Source organism: Azospirillum sp. A29 (assembly GCF_042604625.1).
GTDB lineage: Bacteria > Pseudomonadota > Alphaproteobacteria > Azospirillales > Azospirillaceae > Azospirillum > Azospirillum palustre.
In genome coordinates this window covers 2,297,495-2,318,884 of sequence record NZ_CP170466.1, presented here as the reverse complement: position 1 = coordinate 2,318,884, position 21,390 = coordinate 2,297,495, and the positions used below count along the sequence as shown (strand labels likewise).

Here is a 21,390-nt window from a genome sequence, read left to right as displayed (position 1 = left end):
GGGGCAGTCTAGCTCAGCTGAGCCAGAGCTGCAGCATCAGCCGCTCGCGGCTGGCCGGCGGAGTGGCCCGGTGGTAGCAGGAGGTGTCCTCCAGGAAGCCGGTGCCGGCCGGCCCTTCCACCACCAGGATGCGGTCGCGGTCGAAGTGGGTGAACAGCTGCTCGTCGCGGACGTTGGCGGACCCCATCAGCATGCGCAGCGACTTGCCGTGATGGCTGCCGCGGACCAGCGCATGCTCCCCGGCGCCCGGCCCGACATCGGTCAGGTAGAACTGCGCCGAACAGAAATGGAAGTCGTGGACGTCGAAGTGCCAGTCGATGGTCTGGCCCAGCTGGCGGCGCTCGTCGTCGGTGGCGTCGGTGACGAAGCTCCAGAACAGGCGCGGGATGATCTTGGTAGCGGGGAAGCCCAGGAACTTGCCGGCACACTCCATCAGCAGCGGATCGCGGCAGACCCGGCGCACCGCCGGGCAGTCCAGCGGATCGGGGACGATGCCCATCACCGCGGGGGATCCATCCTCCAGCCGGCCCTTGCGGACGTCGTGGCGATAGAACATGCGGTCGTCGCGCAGCCGCCGCTGCAGGGGGGAGTGGGTGGCGAACTCCACCATCTCCTCGACCATCGACCAGGGCAGGTCGAATCCGAACGCGATCGAGTCGCGACGCAGGTCGCCCAGCGCACGCTCCACCGTCTGGCCAGCGAACAGGGTGGCCGGCAGCGGAGGCAGGGCGATGGGCGGTCCGGCCGGCGCCCGCTGGCGCGACCGGGGGGACAGGCGGCGCAGGGCACTGTAGCCGCGCCGGACCGACTCGAACCGGCCCAGCGCATAGTGAAGCTCTCCGGCGACGAGGCGCCGGGCAATGTTCGCAACGTTCATGGCGTGTGCATCCCTGGGGGCAGCCGAAGGACCAAAACCGCGGTGGGTTGCGCGGCCTCTGGTGCCGGAATGCACGAAGTGTAGGCAGGTTTGGGGCGATTCTAAAAATACCCTTGTGGCGTACGCCCACACGCCGGAGGAATAGCCGGGCCGGCGGAGCGGCTTCCCCTACGGTACACACCGGGAGAAAAAGGCGCCCCGCCCTCCCGCTTAAGGTTAGAGCGCCTGCACGGCCTTCAGAACCGCCGCGACATGGCCGGTGACCTTCACCTTGCGCCAGACGTTGCGCACCACCCCGTCCTTGTCGATCAGGAAGGTGGCGCGGTCGATGCCCATGTACTTCCGGCCATACATGCTCTTCTCGACCCAGGTGCCATAGGCCTCGCATACGGCGCCGTCGGTGTCCGACGCCAGCGTGAAGGTCAGCTCATGCTTCGCCTTGAACTTGTCATGGCTGGCGACGCTGTCCTTGGACACGCCGATCACCACCGCATCGACGGTGGAAAAGTCGGGCAATTGGTCACGGAAGCCGCAGGCCTCCGAGGTGCAGCCCGACGTGTCGTCCTTCGGGTAGAAATACAGAACCACCGGCTTGCCGCGCAGGGCCGACAGCGTGACGCTGCCCCCGCCATCGGTCGGCATGGTGAAATCCGGGGCGGGCGTTCCGACGTCTACGGTCATGGCTGCTTGACTATCCTTCTTCTTGCCGGCCGGGAAACGGGTTCTCAGGCCGGAGGCGTGGTGGCGGGTGGGGCCAGACGGCCCGCCGGCTCCTCGACCAGGGCCTTGAAGTGACCATGGGCGCGGGCGGCGACGGCACGGATTCTGTGGTCCAGTTCGGGGAAGTCAACAGCGCCAGGCTCACGCTCGTCAGGAAAGGCGGCGCGGACCAGCCCGGCCAGCAGGCTGGGCGACACCTGATTGGGGTCGAGCACCCCGGCGGTGGTCAGCCGCAGGAAGCCCTGCACCCGCCGCCACAGCCGCAGCGTCGTCTCAAGATCCTCCGCCACCTCCGGCGCCAGCGCGCCCGTCCGGGCGGCGCAGCCCAGCGCCTTGGCGGTGCCGATGTGCAGGATGTCCGGCCGCTCGTGACCATGGCGCAGTTGCAGGTACTGGGCGATGAACTCGATGTCGATCAGGCCGCCGCGGGCGTACTTGACGTTCCAGACATTGGTCGTCCCGAACTCCTTCTCGATCCGCCGCCGCATGTCGGCCACGTCCCACAGCAGCCGGTCGGCATCGCGCGGCGCCGTCAGCACCGAGCGGATCGCCGCCGACACCCGCCCGGCCAGCTCCGCATCGCCGCCGATCACCCGGGCGCGGGTCAGGGCCATATGCTCCCAGGTCCAGGCATCGGTCGTCTGATATTTCAGGAAGGCGTCCAGCGAGGTGGCGAGCGGACCGGCATTGCCCGACGGGCGCAGCCGCATGTCGACCTCGTAAAGCCGGCCATCGCCCATCGGTGCGGTGATGGCGTTGGTCAGACGCTGGGTCAGCTTGATGTAATACTCGTTGGGCGACAGCGGCTTGGCACCATCCGAAAGACGGGGGCCCCCACCGCCCCCTTGCCCCGGCGCCACGTCGTAGATGACGATCAGGTCGATGTCGGACGTGATGGTCAGCTGCCGGCTGCCCAGCTTGCCCATCGCCACCACCACCCAGGCGCCGCCGGGAATGCGGCCATGGCGCTGGGCGAACTCCTCCTCCACCCGGCGGGCCAGATCGGGGACGACGATGTCGGCCAGATCGGCCAGGAAGGCGCCGCAGCGGTCGCCATCGGTGATGCCGCGCAGGATATGCACCCCGGCGCGGAAGCGCTGGTCGTTGGTCCAACGCCGCGACAGGGTCAGCGCATCCTCGAAATCGCGGGCCGGCGCCATCACGCGGGCATGGTCGTCGGCCAGCCCGTCCTCCTTGCCCGGCAGCGGGTCGAAGAAATCCGGCGACAGCACGGCGTCGAGCAGCGACGGGTTGCGCGACAGGGTCTGCGCCATCTGCGGCGCGATGCCCATGATCTCCGCCACCAGCTCCAGCAGCCAGGGATTGGCGACGAACAGGGAGAACAGACCGACGCCGGCCGGCAGCTTGCCGAGGAAATCGTCGAAGTTCATCAGCGCCGAATCGGGGGCCGGGGTCTTGGTCAGCGCACTCAGCAGGGCCGGCGTCAGCTCCGTCAGCAGTTCGCGCGCCCGGCCGGACCGGGTGGCACGGTAGCGGCCGCGATGCCAGACCGACACCACGCTGATGACGCGGGCCGGGTCGGCGAAGCCCATGCCCGTCAACGTCTCCACCGTGCCGGGATCGGGGTCGGTGCCGGTGAAGACCAGATTGCCGGGACCGGAGAGCGACGGCGCCTCCTCGAACAGCTCGGCATAGCGGTCCTCGACCTGCCCCAGCGTCGCCAGCAGCTCCGCCCGGAAGGCGGCGGGGTCGTCATAGCCGAGGAAGGTGGCCAGATGCGCCACCCCGGCATCGTCGGCGGGAATACGGTGGGTCTGCTGGTCGTCGATCATCTGGATGCGATGTTCGACACGGCGCAGGAAATGATAGGCCCCGGCAAGCTCCTCCACCGTCTGCGGCGGCACGCGGCCGACATCGCGCAGCGCTTCGTTCGCCATCAGGGTCGGAGCGATGCGCACGCGCGGGTCGCGCCCGCCGAAGATCAGCTGCTGGGTCTGGGCGAAGAACTCGATCTCGCGGATGCCGCCGCGGCCGACCTTGATGTCGTGGCCGTTGACCGTCACCTCGCGGTGGCCCTTGTGGGCGTTGATCTGGCGCTTGATCGAGTGGATGTCCTGGATGGCGGCGAAATCCAGGTTTCGGCGCCAGACGAACGGCTCCAGGAAGCGGAGGAAGGAAGCGCCTGCCTCGGGATCGCCGGCGATGGGACGGGCCTTGATCATCGCCGCGCGTTCCCAGTTCTGGCCGACGCTGCCGTAATAAATTTCGGCCGCGGAGACGGAAACCGCCAACGGCGTCGCGCCGGGATCCGGCCTAAGCCGAAGGTCGGTGCGGAAGACGTAGCCGTCCTTGGTCCGTTCATCCATAATGCGGACAAGATCGCGTGCGAGCCTGATGAAGGTTCGCGCGAGGTTGTCCGGCTGGGGCGTCTGCACAACAGCGTCGTCGTACAGGACGATCAGGTCGATGTCGCTGGAATAGTTGAGTTCGCGCCCGCCAAGCTTACCCATGCCCAAAACGATCAGGCCCGAACCGACCCACGGTCGCTGCGGATCCGGCAGCGTCAGCGTCCCCGCCTCCCCGGCGCGGCGCAGCAGGAAATTTGCGGCCAGCTGGACCCCCGTCTCCGCCAGCTCCGACAGGGCGCCGGTGACGCGGAACAGCGGCCACGCGCCGGCGATGTCGGCCAGCGCGATCAGCAGTGCCGCCCGCCGTTTCGCCACCCGCAGGCCCGCCATCAGCCGGTCCATCGACTTTTCCTCGTCATGCCCGGCATGGAGGGCGGCGATCAGCGCGGCGAAGCTGTCGTCGAAGCCGTCCTGCATTGTACGGGCGACGAAGGGCAACTCCCGCGTCAGGCTGTGGCCGAGATACGGGCTGTTGCCGCACACCGCCTCGATCAGCGCCCGGCCAGTCTTCGAATCGGCGAAGGCTTCCGCCCAGGCGCGTGTCTCCGGTTCCGCCGCGGCGGCCTGCTGGCGCCAGCGCTCCATCCCCAGCGCCGCCTGCGCGCTGTCGAAGGGCTTCGGCAAGGGGCTTGAGAACGCGATGGGACTCGGCATGACGGCGGTCTTTCCTGCTCAAAACATGTGCAGAAAGCTGCACGTCTCGGACGGGAAGGTCAATCGGGCCGATTCTCTGTCTCTTCCTCACGGTGCCCGATGATCCGGCGTACCGCGAAGATGATCGGCCTGACGCTGACCGGGATCAGCGCCGTGGCGCTGGCAGCCGGCGGGCTGTTCGCCTGGCGCCTGGCGCAGGGGCCGGTCGCGCTCGACCCGCTGATTCCCTATGTCGAACAGGCGCTGAGCGACCGCGACGGCCGTTTCCACGTCGACATCGGCGAGCTGGTGCTGTCGCTGGAGGAGGAGGACGGGCTTGAGGGTGCCGGCCGCCGTCTCGACCTGCGCGCCCGGCGGGTGCAGGCGCTGAATGCCGACGGGACGGAACTGGCCGCGGTGCCGGAGATGGGCATCGGCTTTTCCATCCCGGCGCTGTTCCGCGGCACCCTGTCGCCGACGCGCCTCGATCTGGTCCGGCCGCGCCTGTCGGTGCTGCGCCGGGCCGACGGCAGCCTCGCCTTCGACGTGCGGTCGGATGCGCAGGCCACGCGCAAGGCCGAGGACGGCGGCCCCGATTTGATCGACGAGGCTCTGGAAAGCCTGCGCCAGCCGCCCGACATCGACCGGCCGCTGGGACTGCTGCGCCGGCTGTCGGTGACGGGAGCCGACCTGCGGGTCGAGAACCGCATGCTCGATCTGGCCTGGCACGCCACCCGCGCCGACATGGTGCTGACCCGCGATGCCGAGGGCGCGCAGGGCCGTGCCCGCGTGACGCTCGACCTCGGCAATGCCGGCGGAACGATCCCCCAGCGCGCCGTGACCGTCTCCGCCGCCGGCCGCTACAACATCGCCGACACCACCAGCGACCTGACCATGTCCGTCGACGGGCTGGAGCCGGCGGCAGTGGCGGAGTTCGGACCGGCCCTGGCGCCGCTGGCGGCGGTGAAGCTGCCGGTGTCCGGCACCGTCACGGCGCGGCTCGACCGCCGCTTCGAGCCCCTGGCGGTCGACCTGAACCTGCGCGGTGGCGCCGGCATCGTCGCCCTGCCCGCGCTGCGGCCGGAGCCGGTCGCCGTGCAGAGCCTTGCCTTGCGCGGCAAGCTGGACGTTCCAGGCCGGCGCTTGCGGGTCGAGGATTTGTCGCTGAAGGCAGGATCGCCGGACGGCGGCGAACCGCTGGCGCTGAGCGCCCAGGGCCAGTTGACCGAAACCGACCGCGGCCGCGACCTCCAGGCCCGCCTGTCGCTGACCGCCGGTGGGCGCACCGCCGGGCTGGAGGTATCGGGACAGCAGGGATTGGACAAGGACGGCCGGGCGACCGCGCGGCTGACCGGCTTCGTCCCCGCCGCTTTCGCCGATCTCGCCCCAGCGCTGGCGCCGCTGAAGGCAGCGGAGTTGCCGCTGTCGGGCATGGTGGAGGTGGCCTTCGATCCGTCGTTCCAGCCGACCGCCGGCAAGGCCGACATCGTTGCCGACCGCGGCCGGCTGCTGCGGCCCGACCTGTTCGAAGGGCCGGTGCCGGTGGACAGGGCCCGGCTGCGCCTGCATGGCGACCGCGACCGTATCGACCTGGACGGGTTCGAGGCCGTGCTGGGCGAGGCCGGCGGACCGCAGCCGCGGGTGGAGGCCACCGCCACCGCCCGGCGCGAGGGCAACCGCATGGCTGTGGAGACGCAGGCGGCGGCCAGCGGCGTGGCGCTGGACGAGCTTCGCCGCTATTGGCCGAAGATTGCCGGCCCCAATGCGCGCGAGTGGGTGACCCGCAACCTGTCGCACGGAACGGTGACGCAGGCGCGGGCGGAGGCGGCGCTGTCCGTGCCGCTCGACGGGCAAGGGAAGCCGTCGGGAGAGCCGCCCGAGCAGACGCGCTTCCTCGCCACCATCGCCGGCGAGGACATCAGCGTCCGCTATTTCCACAACCTGACGCCGGTCACCGGTGCCAGCGTGGAGGCGACGACCGACGGCAAGACTTTCACCGTCCTGACCAAGGGCGGCCGGATCGCCGATGCGAAATCGGGCGACATCGAGGTCGGCGACGGCAAGGTGGTGATCGGCGGGCTGGACATCGGCAAGGAAACGATGGACATCCGCCTGCCGGTGCAGGGGCCGGTGCGCTCGATCCTGACCCTGATCGACATGCCGCCGCTGGGCTATCCCACCAAGCTGGAAATGGACCCGGCGCGCACCCAGGGCACGGCCGAGGCGAAGCTGCATTTCGCCTTTCCGCTGCTGGCCGACCTGAAGGTGGAGCAGCTCGACCTCGACGTGACGGGCAAGCTGCGCAAGGTGGCGGTGGAGAAGGTGGCGGCCGGGATGAACGCCACCGACGGAGAGCTGTCGCTGGCGCTCGACCTCAAGGCGATGCAGATCAAGGGTACCACCAAGCTGGACGGCATTCCGGTCGCCATCGACTGGAACGAATCCTTCGACAGCGCGGCCAAGGGCCCGCGCACCCGCATCGCGGTGAAGGGCGACGCCACCGCCGACGATCTGCGCGCCCACGGCATCGATCTGGAAGACCGGGTGCAGGGCCCGTTCGGCGCCGACATCCTGTTCACGGTGGACCGCAAGCACAAGCTGCTGCTGACCGGCACCCTGAACCTGGAGAAGACCCGGCTGTCGATCGAGGAGCTGGGCTGGGCCAAGCCCGCCGGCAAGCCCGGCACCGGCAAGCTGACGCTGGAGTTCGACAAGGACCGCCCGACCCGGATCAGCAACCTGACCGTCGATGCCGGCGGGCTGAAGGCCGTCACCAATCTGGAGCTGGCCGACGGCGGCAAGCGGGTGGCGCGGGTGCAGACTCCCAGCTTCAAGCTGGGCCAGACCGATCTGCGCGCCGACCTGACCGTGCTGCCTCCGCTGAAGCCCGGCGGGCCAGCTGGAGGCCCATCATCCGGCGGCTATGCCGGGACCATCACCGGCACCAGCCTGGACGCCCGCGGCCTGACCGGCAAGACGCCGTCCGGCGAGGGCGCGGTCACGCCGCCGCCGAAAAAGCCGCCGTCACCCACCGACGACGGCCGCAAGACCCCACTGGACATTGCCATCAAGTTCGACTCGGTGGTGTTCGGCGACAACCGGCGGCTGCGGCAGGTCGCGGGATCCATGAAACGGGACGCCAGCGCCTGGACCCTGCTGGACCTCACCGGCCGCAGCGAAGGCGGCGGCGTGTCGCTGAAATGGCGGCCGGGTCCACAGGGTGCCTACGACCTCGCGATCAATGCCGAAGATCTGGGATCGGCCCTGCAGGCGATGGATCTGAACGACCGCATGCGCGGCGGACGGCTGACCCTGATCGGCCGGTCGGCCGAACCGCGGGCCGATGCCGCCATCGTCGGCAAGGCGGAAATCCGCGACTACACCCTGATCGACGTGCCGGCCCTGGCGCGCATCCTGAATGCCATCTCGCCGTCCGGCTTCGCCGAGTTGCTGGGCGGCGGCAAGGGCGTCAATTTCGGCCGCATGTCAGCGGATTTCCGCAAGGAGGGTCGTCTCCTGACCCTGAAAGACCTGCGCACCTCCGGCTCGGCGCTCGGGCTGACGCTGGAGGGCCAGATCGACCTGGAGACGGAAACCGCCAATCTCCAGGGCACCATCGTCCCGGTCTATGGCCTGAACCGCCTGATCGGCCAGATCCCGCTGCTGGGCGACGTGCTGAGCGGCGGCGAGGGCCAGGGCATCTTCTCCGCCACCTGGCATGTCCAGGGCCCGCTGTCCGACCCGGACGTGTCGGTGAACCCGCTGGCGGTGCTGGCGCCGGGCTTCCTGCGCAACCTGTTCTTCCTGGGCGGCGACGGCACCCCGACACCGGACACGAAGGCGCCGCCGGAGGCTCATACACGGTGAAGGGGAGGGGCGCCGGCAATTGCCTGCCGGCGCTCTTCTCCTGCAAAGCCTTCAGCCCACCTTCACCAGCGCGTGGCGCTTCTTGCCGGCGCTGAGCTTCACCACCCCGTCGGCGTTCAGATCCGCCGCGGTCGCCTTCGCCATCTCGTCGGCAATCGGCCCGTCGTTCAGCTTGGCCCCGCCGCCCTTGATCAGGCGGCGCGCCTCGCCTTTCGAGGCGGCCAGCCCGGCCGCCACAAGCAAATCCACCACCGGCAGGCCGGCTTCCAGATCGGCGCGGGCGACTTCGATGCTGGGCAGACCCTCGGCCGCGGCACCTTCCTCGAAGGCGCGGCGCGCGGTCTCGGCGGCCTCGAGCGCAGCCTCCTCGCCATGGGCGAGCTTGGTCACCTCGTTGGCGAGGATCTTCTTGGCCTCGTTGATCTCGGCACCCTGCAGGCTCTCCAGCCGGGCGACCTCGTCCAGCGGCAGTTCGGTGTAGAGGCGCAGGAAGCGGCCGACGTCGGCATCCTCGGTGTTGCGCCAATATTGCCAGAAATCGTAGCTGCTGAGTTTGTCGGCGGTCAGCCAGACCGCACCGGCCGCCGTCTTGCCCATTTTGGCGCCCGACGAGGTGGTCAGCAGCGGCGTGGTCAGGCCGAACAGGTCGGCGCCGTCGGTGCGGCGGCCGAGTTCGACGCCGTTGATGATGTTGCCCCACTGGTCCGAACCGCCCATCTGCAAGGTGCAGCCGTAGCGGCGCTTCAACTCCACAAAATCGTAGGCCTGGAGAATCATGTAATTGAATTCCAGGAAGGTCAGCGGCTGCTCGCGGTCGAGGCGCAGCTTGACCGACTCGAAGCTCATCATCCGGTTGATGGTGAAATGACGGCCGATGTCGCGCAGCAGCGGGATGTATTTCAGCTCGTCCAGCCAGTCGGCGTTGTTCGCCATCACCGCATCGGTCGGACCGTCCCCGAAGGTCAGGTAGCGTCCGAAGATGCGCTTGATGCCCGCCATGTTGTTGGCGATGACCTCGTCGGTCAGCAGCTGGCGCGCCTCGTCCTTGCCCGACGGGTCGCCGATCTTGGTGGTGCCGCCGCCCATCAGGACGATCGGCTTGTGGCCGGTCTTCTGCAACCAGCGCAGCATCATGATCGGCAGCAGGCTGCCGACATGCAGGCTGTCAGCGGTGCAGTCGAAGCCGATATAGGCGACGATCGGCCCCTTCGTCGCACGCTCGTCCAGCGTGGCGAAGTCGGTGCACTGGTGGATGAACCCACGATCCTGAAGGGTACGCAGGAACTCCGAGGCGGGAGCCGAGGGGGTGGTCGTCGTCATGGCCGCAATCCGGCTGTCGTTGGAATGAAGGGCGAAGGAATCCCGCGGTCTGTTAGCACGGAACGGCCCCTGCCTCAATGCGGCGGCCCCGATTGCCGCGGTTGGAACCGGCATGCCGGCCGACCTGCTCCCCCGCCCAAGCATCGCTGCACCGCCGCAAGTCAAAGCCGGTGGCGCGGGCCGGGAATTCCGCGGAAATCCTCCCTTATCGCAATTGACATTGATTCGCAAAAGAGGAGTCCGGCCCTGACTGTATTTTGGGCAAGCCGCACCACCCCAATTGATAGTGACTATCAACTACATCATTGTTTCAAATGGAGATTTTTATTGTGCGAGTCCTTCGGCTGTGCCAAGGTGCGACAAATCGTCTATTTCGGAGTATCGCATCATGCAAGGCGATCAAGGGGTCCTGGACCGTTTGAACAAGCTGCTCACCGGTGAGCTGAGCGCGGCCGACCAGTATCTGTCCCATGCCCGCAGCATGGAGGACATGGGCCTCAAGGCGCTGAGCGAGCGCATCTCACACGAGCGGGTCGAAGAGCTGGAGCATGCCGACAAGCTGATCCGCCGCATCCTGTTCCTGGAAGGCACGCCCGACGTCGCCAGCCGCGACCCGATTCACATCGGCAAGACCGTGCCGGAGATGATGCGCAACGACCTGACCCTCGAATATGAGGTAGTGGCCGCGCTCAAGGAGGCAATCGCCTATTGCGAGCAGGTGAAGGATTACGACACCCGCCGCATCCTGCTGGAACTGCTGGTCGACACCGAAGAAGACCACGCCCATTGGCTGGAACAGCAGCTTGGCCTGATCGACATGCTCGGCCTGCAGAATTACCTGCAGTCGGCCATGGGCGGCTTCCCCACCTGAGCGGAGGACGGACCATGAAGGGTAACAGCGACGTCATCGTCCAGCTTCAGATCGTCCTGAAGGACCAGCTGACGCAGATCAACCAGTATTTCCTGCACGCCCGCATGTTGAAGAACTGGGGCGTCAAGGCTCTGGGCAAGTGGGAGTATCACGCCTCCATCGAAGTGATGAAGAGCGCGGACGAGATCATCGAACGCATTCTGTTCATCGAGGCGATCCCCAACCTTCAGGACCTCGGCAAGCTTCATATCGGTGAGGACGTGGCGGAGATTATCTCCAGCGACCTCAGCGCCGAGCGTGAGGCCCGCGACCGCATCGCCCACGCCATCGCCGTGTGCGAGGAGAAGGCCGATTACGTGTCGCGCGACGAGCTGTCCGAACTGCTGGAAGAGTCGGAAGAGCGCATCGACTATCTGGAAACCCAGCTGAGCCTGATCGACGACATCGGTCTGCCAAACTACATCCAGTCGGCAATGGGCGAGTTCAAGGACTGAGGTTGAGCGGGGGCGGACTCTGCGAGGATCGCCCCCTCAAACCCACCCCTCAAGCCCGCTGCAAGATCTCTTCCGCCAGCGCCTGCATTTCGGCCGCCGCCTGGGTCTTGCGTGCGGCCTCCGTCACCGAAAACCCGGTCATCAGCGTGCCGGCATAGGCGGTGCGGTTGCCGACCTGCGCCGTCGCCAGTTCCACCGCCGGCGGGGCGACCAGTTCATGCACCTTGCCGACCAGTTCATCGGCGATGCGGGCGCGCGGCGGCACCCGATTCAGAACCAGCAACAGCCGGCGCTTCTCCTGCGCCGCCAGATCGATGGTCGGATGCACCGCCCACAGATCCATCGGGCTCGGCTGCACCGGCGCCACCACCAGCGTGGCGGCACGGACGGCGATGCGCGCTTCGGTCTGGGCATGGGGCGGGCTGTCGATCACCACGATGTGGTGGGCACGGGCCAGCTTCTCCACCTCCGCCTGGGTGCGCCAGCCGGTGATCTGCACATGGGTGAAGCCGGGCTGGCCGCCGGTGGCCTCCGACCGCACGGAATGCCAACGGGTCAGGCTGCCCTGCGGGTCGATGTCCACGGTGGCGACCTTGTATCCGAGCTGCGCCCAGGCGATGGCGAGGTGGGCCGCCAGCGTGGTCTTGCCGGCGCCGCCTTTCTGCTGCGCCACGGTGAAGACCTTGCCCGTCATGCCCGCACCCATCATGTTGTGTTGGTTGATTGCGCACCCCCCTCATAACCTTGGGCATGGCACCGGTGCAACCGCGCGAATTGACACCGGTGCTGCACGGGCTAGAAAGACGCCGTGACCGACCATTCCGCACCCGATACCGGTGAGAAGCGCCCGGCGCTGATCCCGGCCACCCCCACCGGCCTCAATCGCGCGGCCGAACTGCTGCGCGCCGGCCGTCTGGTCGCCTTCCCGACCGAGACGGTCTATGGGCTGGGGGCCGACGCCACCGACGACCGCGCCGTTGCCGCGATCTTCGCCGCCAAGGGCCGGCCGCAGTTCAATCCGCTGATCGTCCACGTCCCCGATCTGGTCGCCGCCCACTCCTGGGGCCTGTTCGACGACCGCGCCCACGATCTGGCTACGCAGTTCTGGCCCGGCCCGCTGACCATGGTCGTGCCGCGCCCGGCCAACTCCGCCCTGTCGCTGTTGGTCAGCGCCGGGCTGGACAGCATCGCCATCCGCGTGCCCAACCACCCGGTGGCCCAGGCGATCCTGCGCGCCGCCGGCAAGCCGATTGCCGCCCCCAGCGCCAACCGCTCCGGCGCCGTCAGCCCGACCACGCCCCATCATGTGCTGGAAAGCCTGGGCGACCGGGTCGATGCCATCGTCACCGGCGGCAAATGCATGGTCGGGCTGGAGTCCACCGTCATCGACCTGACAGGTCCGGACGCGGCGCTTCTGCGCCCCGGCGCCGTGCTGCCCGACGAGATGGAGCGGCTGATCGGCCCGGTCCGCCTGTCGGCCGGCGATCCGACCGCGCCGAAATCGCCGGGCCAGCTGGAAAGCCACTACGCCCCCAACGCCGCGGTGCGCCTGAACGCGTCGTCGGCGGAAGAGGACGAGGCCTTCCTGACTTTCGGCCCCGACCGCTTCGTCTTCGGCGGCACCACGCGGCTGAACCTGAGCCTGGAAGGCGACCTCAACGAGGCCGCGGCCAACCTGTTCTCCCACCTGCGCAGCCTGGACCAGAGCGGAGCCCGCCGCATCGCGGTGATGCCGATTCCCGATGTGGGTTTGGGGCTGGCGATCAACGACCGCCTGCGCCGGGCGGCGGCGCCGCGGGGATAACGGCGCCGCCGGCCTCCGCCCTGATCCAGCGGAGAAAAGCGGCCACCGCCGGCTTTTCCTCCGCCCCGCCCGGATAGACGAGGTGATAGGCGAGGCCGTTCGAAAGACGCTGGTCGAACAGGACGATAAGCCGCCCCGCCGCGAGATCGGCCGCGGCAAAACGGTCCCTGACCAGCGCTATTCCCAATCCGGCCTTGGCAGCCTCCATCACCCCGTTGCCATCGGCGAAGACCGGTCCGCGATCCGCGCCCGCATCCGGCACGCCGGAGGCTCGGAACCAGAGCGCCCAGTCCCCGCGGTGCTCGTCATGCAGAAGCCGGTGAGCCGCTGGCCCCCCTGCCGGATCGGCTGCCAGATCGGCCGGATGCCGAACCGGCGGGGCGGCGCGCAGATAGTCGGGGCTGCACACCGGAACCAGCTCGTCGTCGATCAACCGCTCGGCACATAGGCCTTCGTAGGCGCCCAGCCCGTGACGCACGGCGACGTCGACACGGTCCTGGGCGAAATCGACGAGCCGGTTTGTGACCCCGATCCGTACATCGATCCCGGGCGCGGCCGCCTCGAACCGCGGCAGACGCGGAACCAGCCATTGAACGGCGAAGGCCGGGGTGCAGGACAGCGTCAGTTCCGGTCTGCGAAGCCCTGCTGTGAGTTCGGCGGTCGCGTCCCGGATCAGGCGGAAGGCGGTCCGGATGGCCGCATGATAGGCCGCCCCCTCGGCGGTCAAGGCGAGGCTGCGCGGCTTGCGTTCGAACAGCCGCGAACCGAGCGCCGTTTCCAATTCCTTGACCTGGAGACTGACCGCGCCGGGCGTGACGTTCAGCTCCCGCGCGGCAAGCGTCATACTGAGGTGGCGCGCGGTCGCTTCGAAGGCGCGCAGACCGGCAAGCGGGGGCAAAGAAGGCGTCATGATTTAGAAAATCTCAACTGCATGCGGAAAAAGGCTCGTTTGTACCATATCGGGGCTGGACGCTAATTTTGGCTCAGCTCGATTGGGCAGGAAAGGCCGGCCAATGGCGGGATCGCGTGGGTCAAGCCCGATCATGACACGGGCACCCGAAACATGCGCTTCGGCGGCAATGGCAATTCCATCGCAAGAAACGGATCGCTGCCGGCTGACACCGCCGTGCAGGATGCCGGAACCGGCATGTCCAGCCCCGGACACACATACACACGAACATTTATAAGCCATCAATGGAGGCCGCCCGATGACCGCATCGAACCACAAGCCGATGGACCTGACCGACTGGAGCCTGCTGGTCGCGCTTTCGATCCTGTGGGGCGGTTCCTTCTTCTTCGTCGGCATCGCCGTACGGGAATTGCCGCCGCTCACCATCGTCGCCATGCGGGTCGCGCTGGCGGCCCTGGCACTCGGCGGGCTGTTGCGGATCCTGGGACTGCCGATGCCGCGGGACCGCCGGACATGGGTCGCCTTCTTCGGCATGGGGGCCTTGAATAACATGCTTCCCTTCTGCCTGATCGTCTGGGGACAGACGCAGATCGCCAGCGGCGTCGCTTCGGTCCTCAACGCCACCACCCCGCTGTTCGGCGTACTGGTGGCGCATGTCCTGACCAGAGATGAGAAGATGACCGGCAACCGGCTGGCCGGGGTCCTCGTCGGCTTCGCCGGCGTGGCGGTGATGATCGGTCCGGCGGCACTGGCCGGGCTGGGGAACGGGCTGCTGCCGCAGCTTGCGGTGCTGGGTGCCGCCCTGTCCTATTCCTTCGCCGGCATCTTCGGCCGCCGGTTCAAGGGCTTGGGCGTGTCGCCCCTGGTCACTGCGACGGGGCAGGTCACCGCCTCCACCCTGATGCTGGTGCCGGTGGCCCTGCTGGTCGATCGTCCCTGGACCCTGCCGATGCCCAGTGCGGCCGCCTGGGGCGCCGTCATCGGCATCGCCCTGCTGTCCACAGCTCTGGCCTACGTCATCTTCTTCCGCATCCTGGCTTCGGCCGGCGCAACCAACCTGATGCTGGTCACGTTCCTGATCCCGGTCAGTGCCATCCTGCTGGGTGGCCTGTTTCTCGGCGAACTGCTGGCGGTCAGGCATGGGGTCGGGATGGCACTGATCGCCGGCGGCCTCGCCGCCATCGATGGAAGGTTGTTCGCACGGCTGGGACAACACAGATCCGCATCGGCCGCCAAGGGATAGAAAATGGACGGCGAAGACGTTAGAAGGGAACGATTGTAAGCCCCTTAACCTGCTTCGGACGCCTTGCCATGACCGTCGCCGCCGCCCTCGACCAGATCCGCGCCATCGTCGGCCCGTCCGGCATCCTCACCGACGCCGCCGACATGGCCCCCTACCTTGCGGAGTGGCGCGGGCGCTTCAAGGGCAACAGCCCGGCGGTGGTCCGCCCGGCCAACACCGCCGAGGTGGCGGCGGTCGTGACGATCTGCGCCGAGGCCGGCATCCCCATCGTGCCCCAGGGCGGTAACACCAGCCTCGTCGGAGGCTCGATCCCCTACGAGGAAGGGCGCGAGATCGTTCTCAGCCTGTCGCGCCTGAACCGCATCCGCGACATCGACACGCTGAACTACACCATGACGGTCGAGGCCGGCGTGGTGCTGACCAGCATCCAGGAGGCCGCGGCCGATGCCGACCGCCTGTTCCCGCTGAGCCTGGGGGCAGAAGGCACCGCGCAGATCGGCGGGCTGATCTCCACCAATGCCGGCGGCATCAACGTCCTGCGCTACGGCAACACCCGTGACCTCGTGCTGGGGCTGGAGGTGGTGCTGGCCGACGGCCGCGTCTGGGACGGCATGCGCCGCCTGCGCAAGAACAACACCGGCTATGACCTGAAGAACCTGTTCATCGGCGCCGAAGGCACGCTGGGCATCGTCACCGCCGCGGTGCTGAAGCTGTTCCCGCGCCCGCGCCAGTCGATCACCGCCTTCGTCGCCGTGCCCAGCCCGGCCGCCGCCATCGAGCTGCTGGCCCGCCTGCGCGCCGCCTCGGGCGACGCCGTGTCGGCCTTCGAGCTGATGTCGCGCCGCTGCCTGGACTTCGCCCTGAAACACGTCGCCGGCACCATCGATCCGCTGTCGGAGCCGTCGCCCTGGTATGTCCTGACCGAGCTGACCGCCGGCACCAAGTCCGACGCCTTCCAAGAGACGGTCGAGACCGCGTTGGGCGAGGCGTTCGAGGCCGAGCTGGCGACCGACGCCACGCTGGCCCAGTCCGACGCCCAGGCCAAGCAGCTGTGGTTCATCCGCGAGGCCATCGTCGAGGCGCAGAAGTTCGAGGGCGGCTCGATCAAGAACGACGTGTCGATCCCGGTCTCCCGCGTCGCCGAGTTCATCGAACTGGCGGAAGCGGCGGTGGAGCGGGCCTGCCCCGGCATCCGTCCGACCCCCTTCGGCCATGTCGGCGACGGCAATATCCACTTCAACCTCAGCCAGCCCGAGGGCGGCGACACCAAGGCCTATCTCGACCGCTGGGACGAGATCTGCCACGTCGTCAACGAGGTGATCTTCAAGCTCGACGGCTCGATCTCCGCCGAGCATGGCGTCGGCCGCTTCAAGAAGGACGAGATGCCGGCCATCAAGGGTCCGGTGGAGTTCGACATGCTGCGCGCCATCAAGGCGACGCTCGACCCCAACGGTCTGCTGAACCCGGGCAAGATGCTGCCCTGAACACCCCCTCACCGGCCGCCCGCGTCATAATATTGCGGGGGACAGGCTTGCGACGACAGACGTAGCGCAATGCTTGTCCCCGGCACGACACAAGGCTATGGTGCGGCCTCCGTTTCTTCTGCGCCTGTCGTACCGCGAGAGAGAGTTTTTCCGATGTCCAAGCCGCGCACTCTGTTCGACAAGATCTGGGACAGCCACGTCGTGCATCGCCAGGACGACGGCACCTGCATCCTCTATATCGACCGCCATCTGGTCCATGAAGTGACCAGCCCGCAGGCGTTCGAAGGACTGCGCGTCGCCGGCCGCAAGGTGCGGCGTCCGGAAGCCACTCTCGCCGTCCCCGACCACAACGTCCCGACCACCGACCGCTCCAAGGGCATCGTCGAGGAGGAGAGCCGGATCCAGGTCGAGACGCTGGACAAGAACGCCCGCGACTTCGGCGTCCGCTACTTCCCGATGGACGACGTCCGCCAGGGCATCGTGCACATCGTCGGGCCGGAACAGGGCTTCACCCTGCCCGGCGCCACCATCGTCTGCGGCGACAGCCACACCGCCACCCATGGCGCCTTTGGCGCGCTCGCCTTCGGCATCGGCACGTCGGAGGTGGAGCATGTGCTGGCCACCCAGACCCTGCTGCAGAAGCCGGCCAAGAACATGCTGATCCGCGTGGACGGCAAGCTGAACCCGGGCGTGACCGCCAAGGACATCGTGCTGGCCATCATCGGCAAGATCGGCACCGCCGGCGGCACCGGCTACGTCATCGAGTTCGCCGGCGAAGCCATCCGCGACCTGTCGATGGAAGGCCGCATGACCGTCTGCAACATGGCAATCGAAGGCGGCGCCCGCGCCGGCCTGATCGCCCCGGACGAGAAGACCTTCGAATATGTGCAGGGCCGCGCGCTGGCGCCGAAGGCCGGCGCCTTCGAGCAGGCCGTCCAGTACTGGAAGACGCTGCCGTCCGACGAGGGTGCGGTCTATGACGCCACCGTCGTGCTGAACGCCGCCGACATCGCGCCGCAGGTCACCTGGGGCACCAGCCCGGAAGACGTGCTGCCGATCACCGCGACCGTGCCGAACCCGGCCGACATCGCCGACGAGGGCAAGCGCGCCGCCGTCGAGCGCTCGCTCGCCTACATGGGCCTCACCCCCGGCCAGCCGCTGTCGAGCGTCAAGGTCGACACCGTGTTCATCGGCTCCTGCACCAACGGCCGCATCGAAGACCTGCGCGCCGCCGCCGACCTCGCCAAGGGCCGCAAGGTCGCCGAGGGCGTCCGCGCCCTGGTGGTTCCCGGTTCGGGTCTGGTCAAGGAGCAGGCCGAGGAAGAAGGTCTGGACAAAATCTTCACCGAGGCCGGCTTCGAGTGGCGCGAGCCGGGCTGCTCCATGTGCTTGGCGATGAATGCCGACCGTCTGGCTCCGGGCGAGCGCAGCGCCTCGACCTCGAACCGCAACTTCGAAGGCCGTCAGGGCCGCGGCGGCCGCACCCACCTCGTCAGCCCGGCGATGGCCGTGGCGGCGGCGGTGACCGGCCACCTGACGGACGTACGCGATCTGGCCTGAACGGGTTCGGTCTTCCAGACCGGATGCCGTCGTGACGCGGGCGGGAGTGTAACCACTCCCGCCCGTTTTTCGTTCGGTCCCGACCTGTCATCGAGACGGTGTATCGGGCCGATCAAGGGAAAAGGGCCGATCATGCAGGTGCTCGCAATCTCCGGCAGCCTGCGTGCCGCCTCCACCAACAGCGCATTGCTGCGGGCGGCCTCAGCAGCAGCACCGGATGGCTTGACCGTCACGGTCTTTACCGGGCTGGACGGACGCGGTGTCGGCAGCCTTCCGCTGTTCAACCCGGATGAAGACGGCGACCCGCCCCTGCCGGCGGTGAAAGACTTTCGCGATTCGCTGGTCGCGGCGGATGCGGTGGTGATTGCCTGCCCGGAATATGCCCATGGCGTGCCCGGAGCCTTGAAGAACGCCTTGGATTGGGTGGTGGCGAGCGGCGAGATGGTGGACAAGCCGGTTGCGCTGCTGCATGCCTCACCGCGTTCCACCTACGCGCGGGAGGCATTGACCGAGATTCTGACGGTCATCTCGGCCCGATTGATCGATGACGCCAGTATTACCATCCCCCTGATGGGAAAAACGCCGGAGGAAGCGGCGGCAATTCTCGCACGGGCCGAGAGCGTTGCGGCATTGCGGAACGCCCTGACCGCCATCGAAACCGCTGTGGCTGCCAGCGCGGCGCGATAGGGTTCATCCTTTCCGGAGCCGCTCAATCGCCCCTGCCCCTCGCCTGCCCCATCAGCCCCTGCGGCCGATAGATCAGGAACAGCGTCAGCAGCCCGAACGCCACGATGTCCTTGTAGGCGAGCGCGAAATAGGCTGACCAAAACGTCTCCACCAGCCCCAGCAGGGCACCGCCGAGCATCGCCCCCGGCACCGAGCCGATGCCGCCGACCACCGCCGCGGCCAGCGCCTTGAAGCCGATCAGGTAGCCGGTGAAGAAGTTCACCCCGCCGTAATAGAGCGCGATCACCGCCCCCGCCGCCGCGGCCAGCCCGCCGCCGATGGCGAAGGTCGCCGCCACCGTGCGGTTGACGTCCACCCCGACCAGTTCAGCCGCCGCGATGTCGTCTGTGCAGGCGCGATGCGCCCGGCCGAAGGCGGTGCGCTGCATGATTCCCCAAAGCGCCGCATAAAGCCCGCCGGTCAGCACCAGGATCGCCAGTTGCGCGGTCAGCGCGGTGACGGTGAAGGCGCCGTCGCTCAGCAGGTCGTAGCGGCCGGTCAGCACCGGTGCCGGCCACCAGTCGCGTGCGCCATGCAGCAGCCGCACCCCCTCCTGATAGGCGATGGACAGTCCGACCGCGACGATCAGCGGCGTGTGGCTGCGCACCCCGCGCAGACGGCGGAAGACCAGCCGGTCCATCGTCCAGCCCTGCACCGCGGTGAAGCCGATCACCACCACCAGCACGCCGAGCAGGGCCGGCGGCCATGTCGCCCAGCCGGCCATGCCCAGTCCGGCCGCCGTCATCGCCGTCACCATGGCGCCGACCATCGTCAGTTCCCCCATCGCCAGATTGATCTGGCCGAGAATAGCGTAGACCAGCGTGTAGCCGAGCGCGAGCAGCCCATAGACGCAGGCGACGGTGGCGGCGTTGATGATTTGCTGGGCCAGGAACAGGACGGGTGTCCAGCGTGTCGGCGGCGGCCTTTCAGTCTCGACGGCGCCGCCGATGGCATCGCGCGGCGGCTTGATGCGCAGCCATTGCTGCAACATGGCGAAACGGATGTCGGTCAGCCAGCCGCTGCGGTCGGTCGCCACCGCCACCAGGGTGCGCCGTCCTTCCTCCATCGACGTACCGGCGAACCGGCAGGCGATCCAATGGGACTGGCTGCCGCTGCGGTAATCGACGCGCAGGACCCGCTTGTCCTCGGTATAGCTGCGGGTGGACAGGTCGGTGACACGGCCAGGTTCGAAGGCCGGGATCAGCTTCCGGCACAGCACATCCTGGTCGGCATCGACGCCGCACCCGGTGAGCATCAGCAGGACGAGGCACAACAGCGGCAGGATGCGGAGCACGGAACCGCCCGGTCAGGTGGGACGGTTCAGCCTACCGACAATTTGGAAGGGTGGGAAGCGCCGGCAACGCCCCCACCCTGCCCGCTCACTCCACCATATGATCCCGCACCAGCAACTCGGCGATCTGAACGGCGTTCAGCGCGGCACCCTTGCGCAGGTTGTCGGCGACGCACCAGAGGGACAGGCCGTTCTCCACCGTGATGTCGTCGCGGATGCGGCTGACGAAGACCGGGTTCTCACCGGCGATCTCCACCGGGGTGACATAGCCGTCGCCGGTCTGCAGGTCGATCACCGACACGCCGGGGGCGGCGCGCAGGACGAGGCGGGCCTCCTCGGCGCTGATCGGCTCCTCCGTCTCGATGTTGATCGACAGGGCATGGCCGATGAAGGTCGGCACACGGACGCAGGTGGCGGAGACCTTGATCTTGGGATCGAGGATCTTCTTGGTCTCCACCGTCATCTTCCATTCTTCCCTGGTGGAGCCGTCCTCCATGAAGCTGTCGATGTGGGGGATGACGTTGAAGGCGATCTGCTTGGGGAAGACGCTCTTGGCGACCGGATCGTTGACGAAGATGGCGCGGGTCTGGGTGAACAGCTCATCCATCGCCTCCTTGCCGGCGCCCGACACCGACTGGTAGGTCGAGACCACGACGCGGCGGATCTTGAAGCGGTCGTGCAAGGGCTTCAGCACCACCGCCATCTGGATGGTGGCACCGTTGGGATTGGCGATGATGCCGCGCTTGCGATAGCCGACCAGCGTCTCCGGGTTCACCTCCGGCACCACCAGCGGCACGTCGGGCTCCATGCGGAACTGCGAGGTATTGTCGATCACCATGGCCCCGGCGGCGGCGGCACGCGGCACATGGATGGCCGACACCTTGGCGCCGGGCGACGACAGGACGATGTCCACGCCATGGAAGTCGAACTTGTTGAGATCCTGGACCTTGAGGATCTCGTCCTCGCCATAGGACACCTCCTGGCCGATCGACTTCTCGGAGGCCAGAGCGATGACCTTGTCGGCCGGGAACTTCCGCTCGGCCAGCGTTTGCAGGATCTCGCGCCCGACATTGCCGGTGGCGCCGATGACCGCGACGGTATAGCCCATGACGGTGGTTTCCTTCTGCCGAATGTCCGCAAAGACAAGAATGGTGCCGGGGGGCGATAGGAGCTAGGCGCTTTCCCTGCGAATTGCAACCCATCCGCCGCGAAACCTGCCCT

Annotated in this window: 16 protein-coding genes; 8 read left to right on the top strand and 8 right to left on the bottom strand. The window is 67.9% G+C overall.

The genetic code is table 11. The features are described 5' to 3' along the window. Positions 1 to 13 precede the first annotated feature (13 nt). The 3 genes from ABNQ38_RS25970 to ABNQ38_RS25960 form a co-directional block, all read right to left on the bottom strand. On the bottom strand, positions 14 to 877 hold the full coding sequence (locus ABNQ38_RS25970) for a hypothetical protein (RefSeq protein ID WP_098739165.1): 864 nt from the start codon (positions 875 to 877) through the stop codon (positions 14 to 16). 216 nt (positions 878 to 1,093) lie between these two features. After that, positions 1,094 to 1,558 carry a thioredoxin-dependent thiol peroxidase gene (gene bcp, locus ABNQ38_RS25965; RefSeq protein ID WP_377808738.1) on the bottom strand — a complete coding sequence of 155 codons (465 nt, stop codon included), beginning with the start codon at positions 1,556 to 1,558 and terminating at the stop codon, positions 1,094 to 1,096. A gap of 44 nt (positions 1,559 to 1,602) precedes the next feature. After that, positions 1,603 to 4,620: a bifunctional [glutamine synthetase] adenylyltransferase/[glutamine synthetase]-adenylyl-L-tyrosine phosphorylase gene (locus ABNQ38_RS25960; protein WP_377808736.1), complete on the bottom strand. Its 3,018-nt coding sequence runs from the start codon at positions 4,618 to 4,620 to the stop codon at positions 1,603 to 1,605. A 99-nt stretch (positions 4,621 to 4,719) separates the two neighbouring features. On the opposite strand from ABNQ38_RS25960, the gene ABNQ38_RS25955 reads away from it, so the two are divergent. Further along, positions 4,720 to 8,466: an AsmA-like C-terminal domain-containing protein gene (locus ABNQ38_RS25955; protein ID WP_377808735.1), complete on the top strand. Its 3,747-nt coding sequence runs from the start codon at positions 4,720 to 4,722 to the stop codon at positions 8,464 to 8,466. 51 nt (positions 8,467 to 8,517) lie between these two features. Here ABNQ38_RS25955 and tyrS read toward each other — a convergent pair whose 3' ends face one another. Further along, the gene (tyrS, locus tag ABNQ38_RS25950; RefSeq protein WP_377808734.1) at positions 8,518 to 9,786 is read right to left on the bottom strand and encodes a tyrosine--tRNA ligase; all 1,269 of its coding nucleotides are present in this window, start codon (positions 9,784 to 9,786) and stop codon (positions 8,518 to 8,520) included. A 388-nt stretch (positions 9,787 to 10,174) separates the two neighbouring features. Here tyrS and bfr (ABNQ38_RS25945) point away from each other — a divergent pair, with 388 nt between their 5' ends. Together bfr (ABNQ38_RS25945) and bfr (ABNQ38_RS25940) are read left to right on the top strand one after the other, a co-directional pair. Further along, a complete protein-coding gene (bfr, locus tag ABNQ38_RS25945; RefSeq protein ID WP_109445571.1) occupies positions 10,175 to 10,657 on the top strand; it encodes a bacterioferritin in 483 nt (160 codons plus the stop codon). Positions 10,658 to 10,671: 14 nt separating this feature from the next. Next, complete coding sequence (gene bfr / locus ABNQ38_RS25940; protein WP_377808733.1) at positions 10,672 to 11,151, top strand: bacterioferritin; 480 nt, start codon at positions 10,672 to 10,674, stop codon at positions 11,149 to 11,151. 49 nt (positions 11,152 to 11,200) lie between these two features. Here the strand turns inward: bfr (ABNQ38_RS25940) and parA are convergent, their stop codons facing one another. After that, positions 11,201 to 11,845: a ParA family partition ATPase gene (gene parA / locus ABNQ38_RS25935; RefSeq protein WP_377808732.1), complete on the bottom strand. Its 645-nt coding sequence runs from the start codon at positions 11,843 to 11,845 to the stop codon at positions 11,201 to 11,203. A gap of 114 nt (positions 11,846 to 11,959) precedes the next feature. Here parA and ABNQ38_RS25930 point away from each other — a divergent pair, with 114 nt between their 5' ends. Beyond that, positions 11,960 to 12,955, top strand: coding sequence for an L-threonylcarbamoyladenylate synthase (locus ABNQ38_RS25930; RefSeq protein ID WP_377808731.1), 996 nt, complete (start codon positions 11,960 to 11,962; stop codon positions 12,953 to 12,955). Here ABNQ38_RS25930 and gcvA read toward each other — a convergent pair. Next, complete coding sequence (gene gcvA, locus ABNQ38_RS25925) at positions 12,915 to 13,853, bottom strand: transcriptional regulator GcvA (RefSeq protein ID WP_377808730.1); 939 nt, start codon at positions 13,851 to 13,853, stop codon at positions 12,915 to 12,917. The two genes, ABNQ38_RS25930 and gcvA, sit on opposite strands and share 41 nt — an antisense overlap. A gap of 310 nt (positions 13,854 to 14,163) precedes the next feature. Between gcvA and ABNQ38_RS25920 the strand changes: the two genes are divergently transcribed. The 4 genes from ABNQ38_RS25920 (at position 14,164) to ABNQ38_RS25905 (ending at position 18,839) form a co-directional block, all read left to right on the top strand. After that, positions 14,164 to 15,108: a DMT family transporter gene (locus ABNQ38_RS25920; protein ID WP_377808729.1), complete on the top strand. Its 945-nt coding sequence runs from the start codon at positions 14,164 to 14,166 to the stop codon at positions 15,106 to 15,108. Between the two features lie 68 nt (positions 15,109 to 15,176). Next, complete coding sequence (locus ABNQ38_RS25915) at positions 15,177 to 16,592, top strand: FAD-binding oxidoreductase (protein ID WP_377808728.1); 1,416 nt, start codon at positions 15,177 to 15,179, stop codon at positions 16,590 to 16,592. Positions 16,593 to 16,745: 153 nt separating this feature from the next. Further along, entirely contained in the window at positions 16,746 to 18,152 is a 1,407-nt protein-coding gene (leuC, locus tag ABNQ38_RS25910; RefSeq protein ID WP_377808727.1) for a 3-isopropylmalate dehydratase large subunit, read from the top strand. A gap of 132 nt (positions 18,153 to 18,284) precedes the next feature. Then, positions 18,285 to 18,839 (top strand): NADPH-dependent FMN reductase, encoded by a 555-nt coding sequence (locus tag ABNQ38_RS25905; protein ID WP_377808726.1) that lies wholly within the window; start codon positions 18,285 to 18,287, stop codon positions 18,837 to 18,839. Between the two features lie 22 nt (positions 18,840 to 18,861). On the opposite strand, the gene ABNQ38_RS25900 is transcribed toward ABNQ38_RS25905, so the two are convergent. Together ABNQ38_RS25900 and ABNQ38_RS25895 are read right to left on the bottom strand one after the other, a co-directional pair. Further along, the gene (locus ABNQ38_RS25900; protein WP_377808725.1) at positions 18,862 to 20,172 is read right to left on the bottom strand and encodes a branched-chain amino acid ABC transporter permease; all 1,311 of its coding nucleotides are present in this window, start codon (positions 20,170 to 20,172) and stop codon (positions 18,862 to 18,864) included. 85 nt (positions 20,173 to 20,257) lie between these two features. Beyond that, the gene (locus tag ABNQ38_RS25895) at positions 20,258 to 21,277 is read right to left on the bottom strand and encodes an aspartate-semialdehyde dehydrogenase (protein WP_377808724.1); all 1,020 of its coding nucleotides are present in this window, start codon (positions 21,275 to 21,277) and stop codon (positions 20,258 to 20,260) included. Positions 21,278 to 21,390 lie beyond the last annotated feature (113 nt).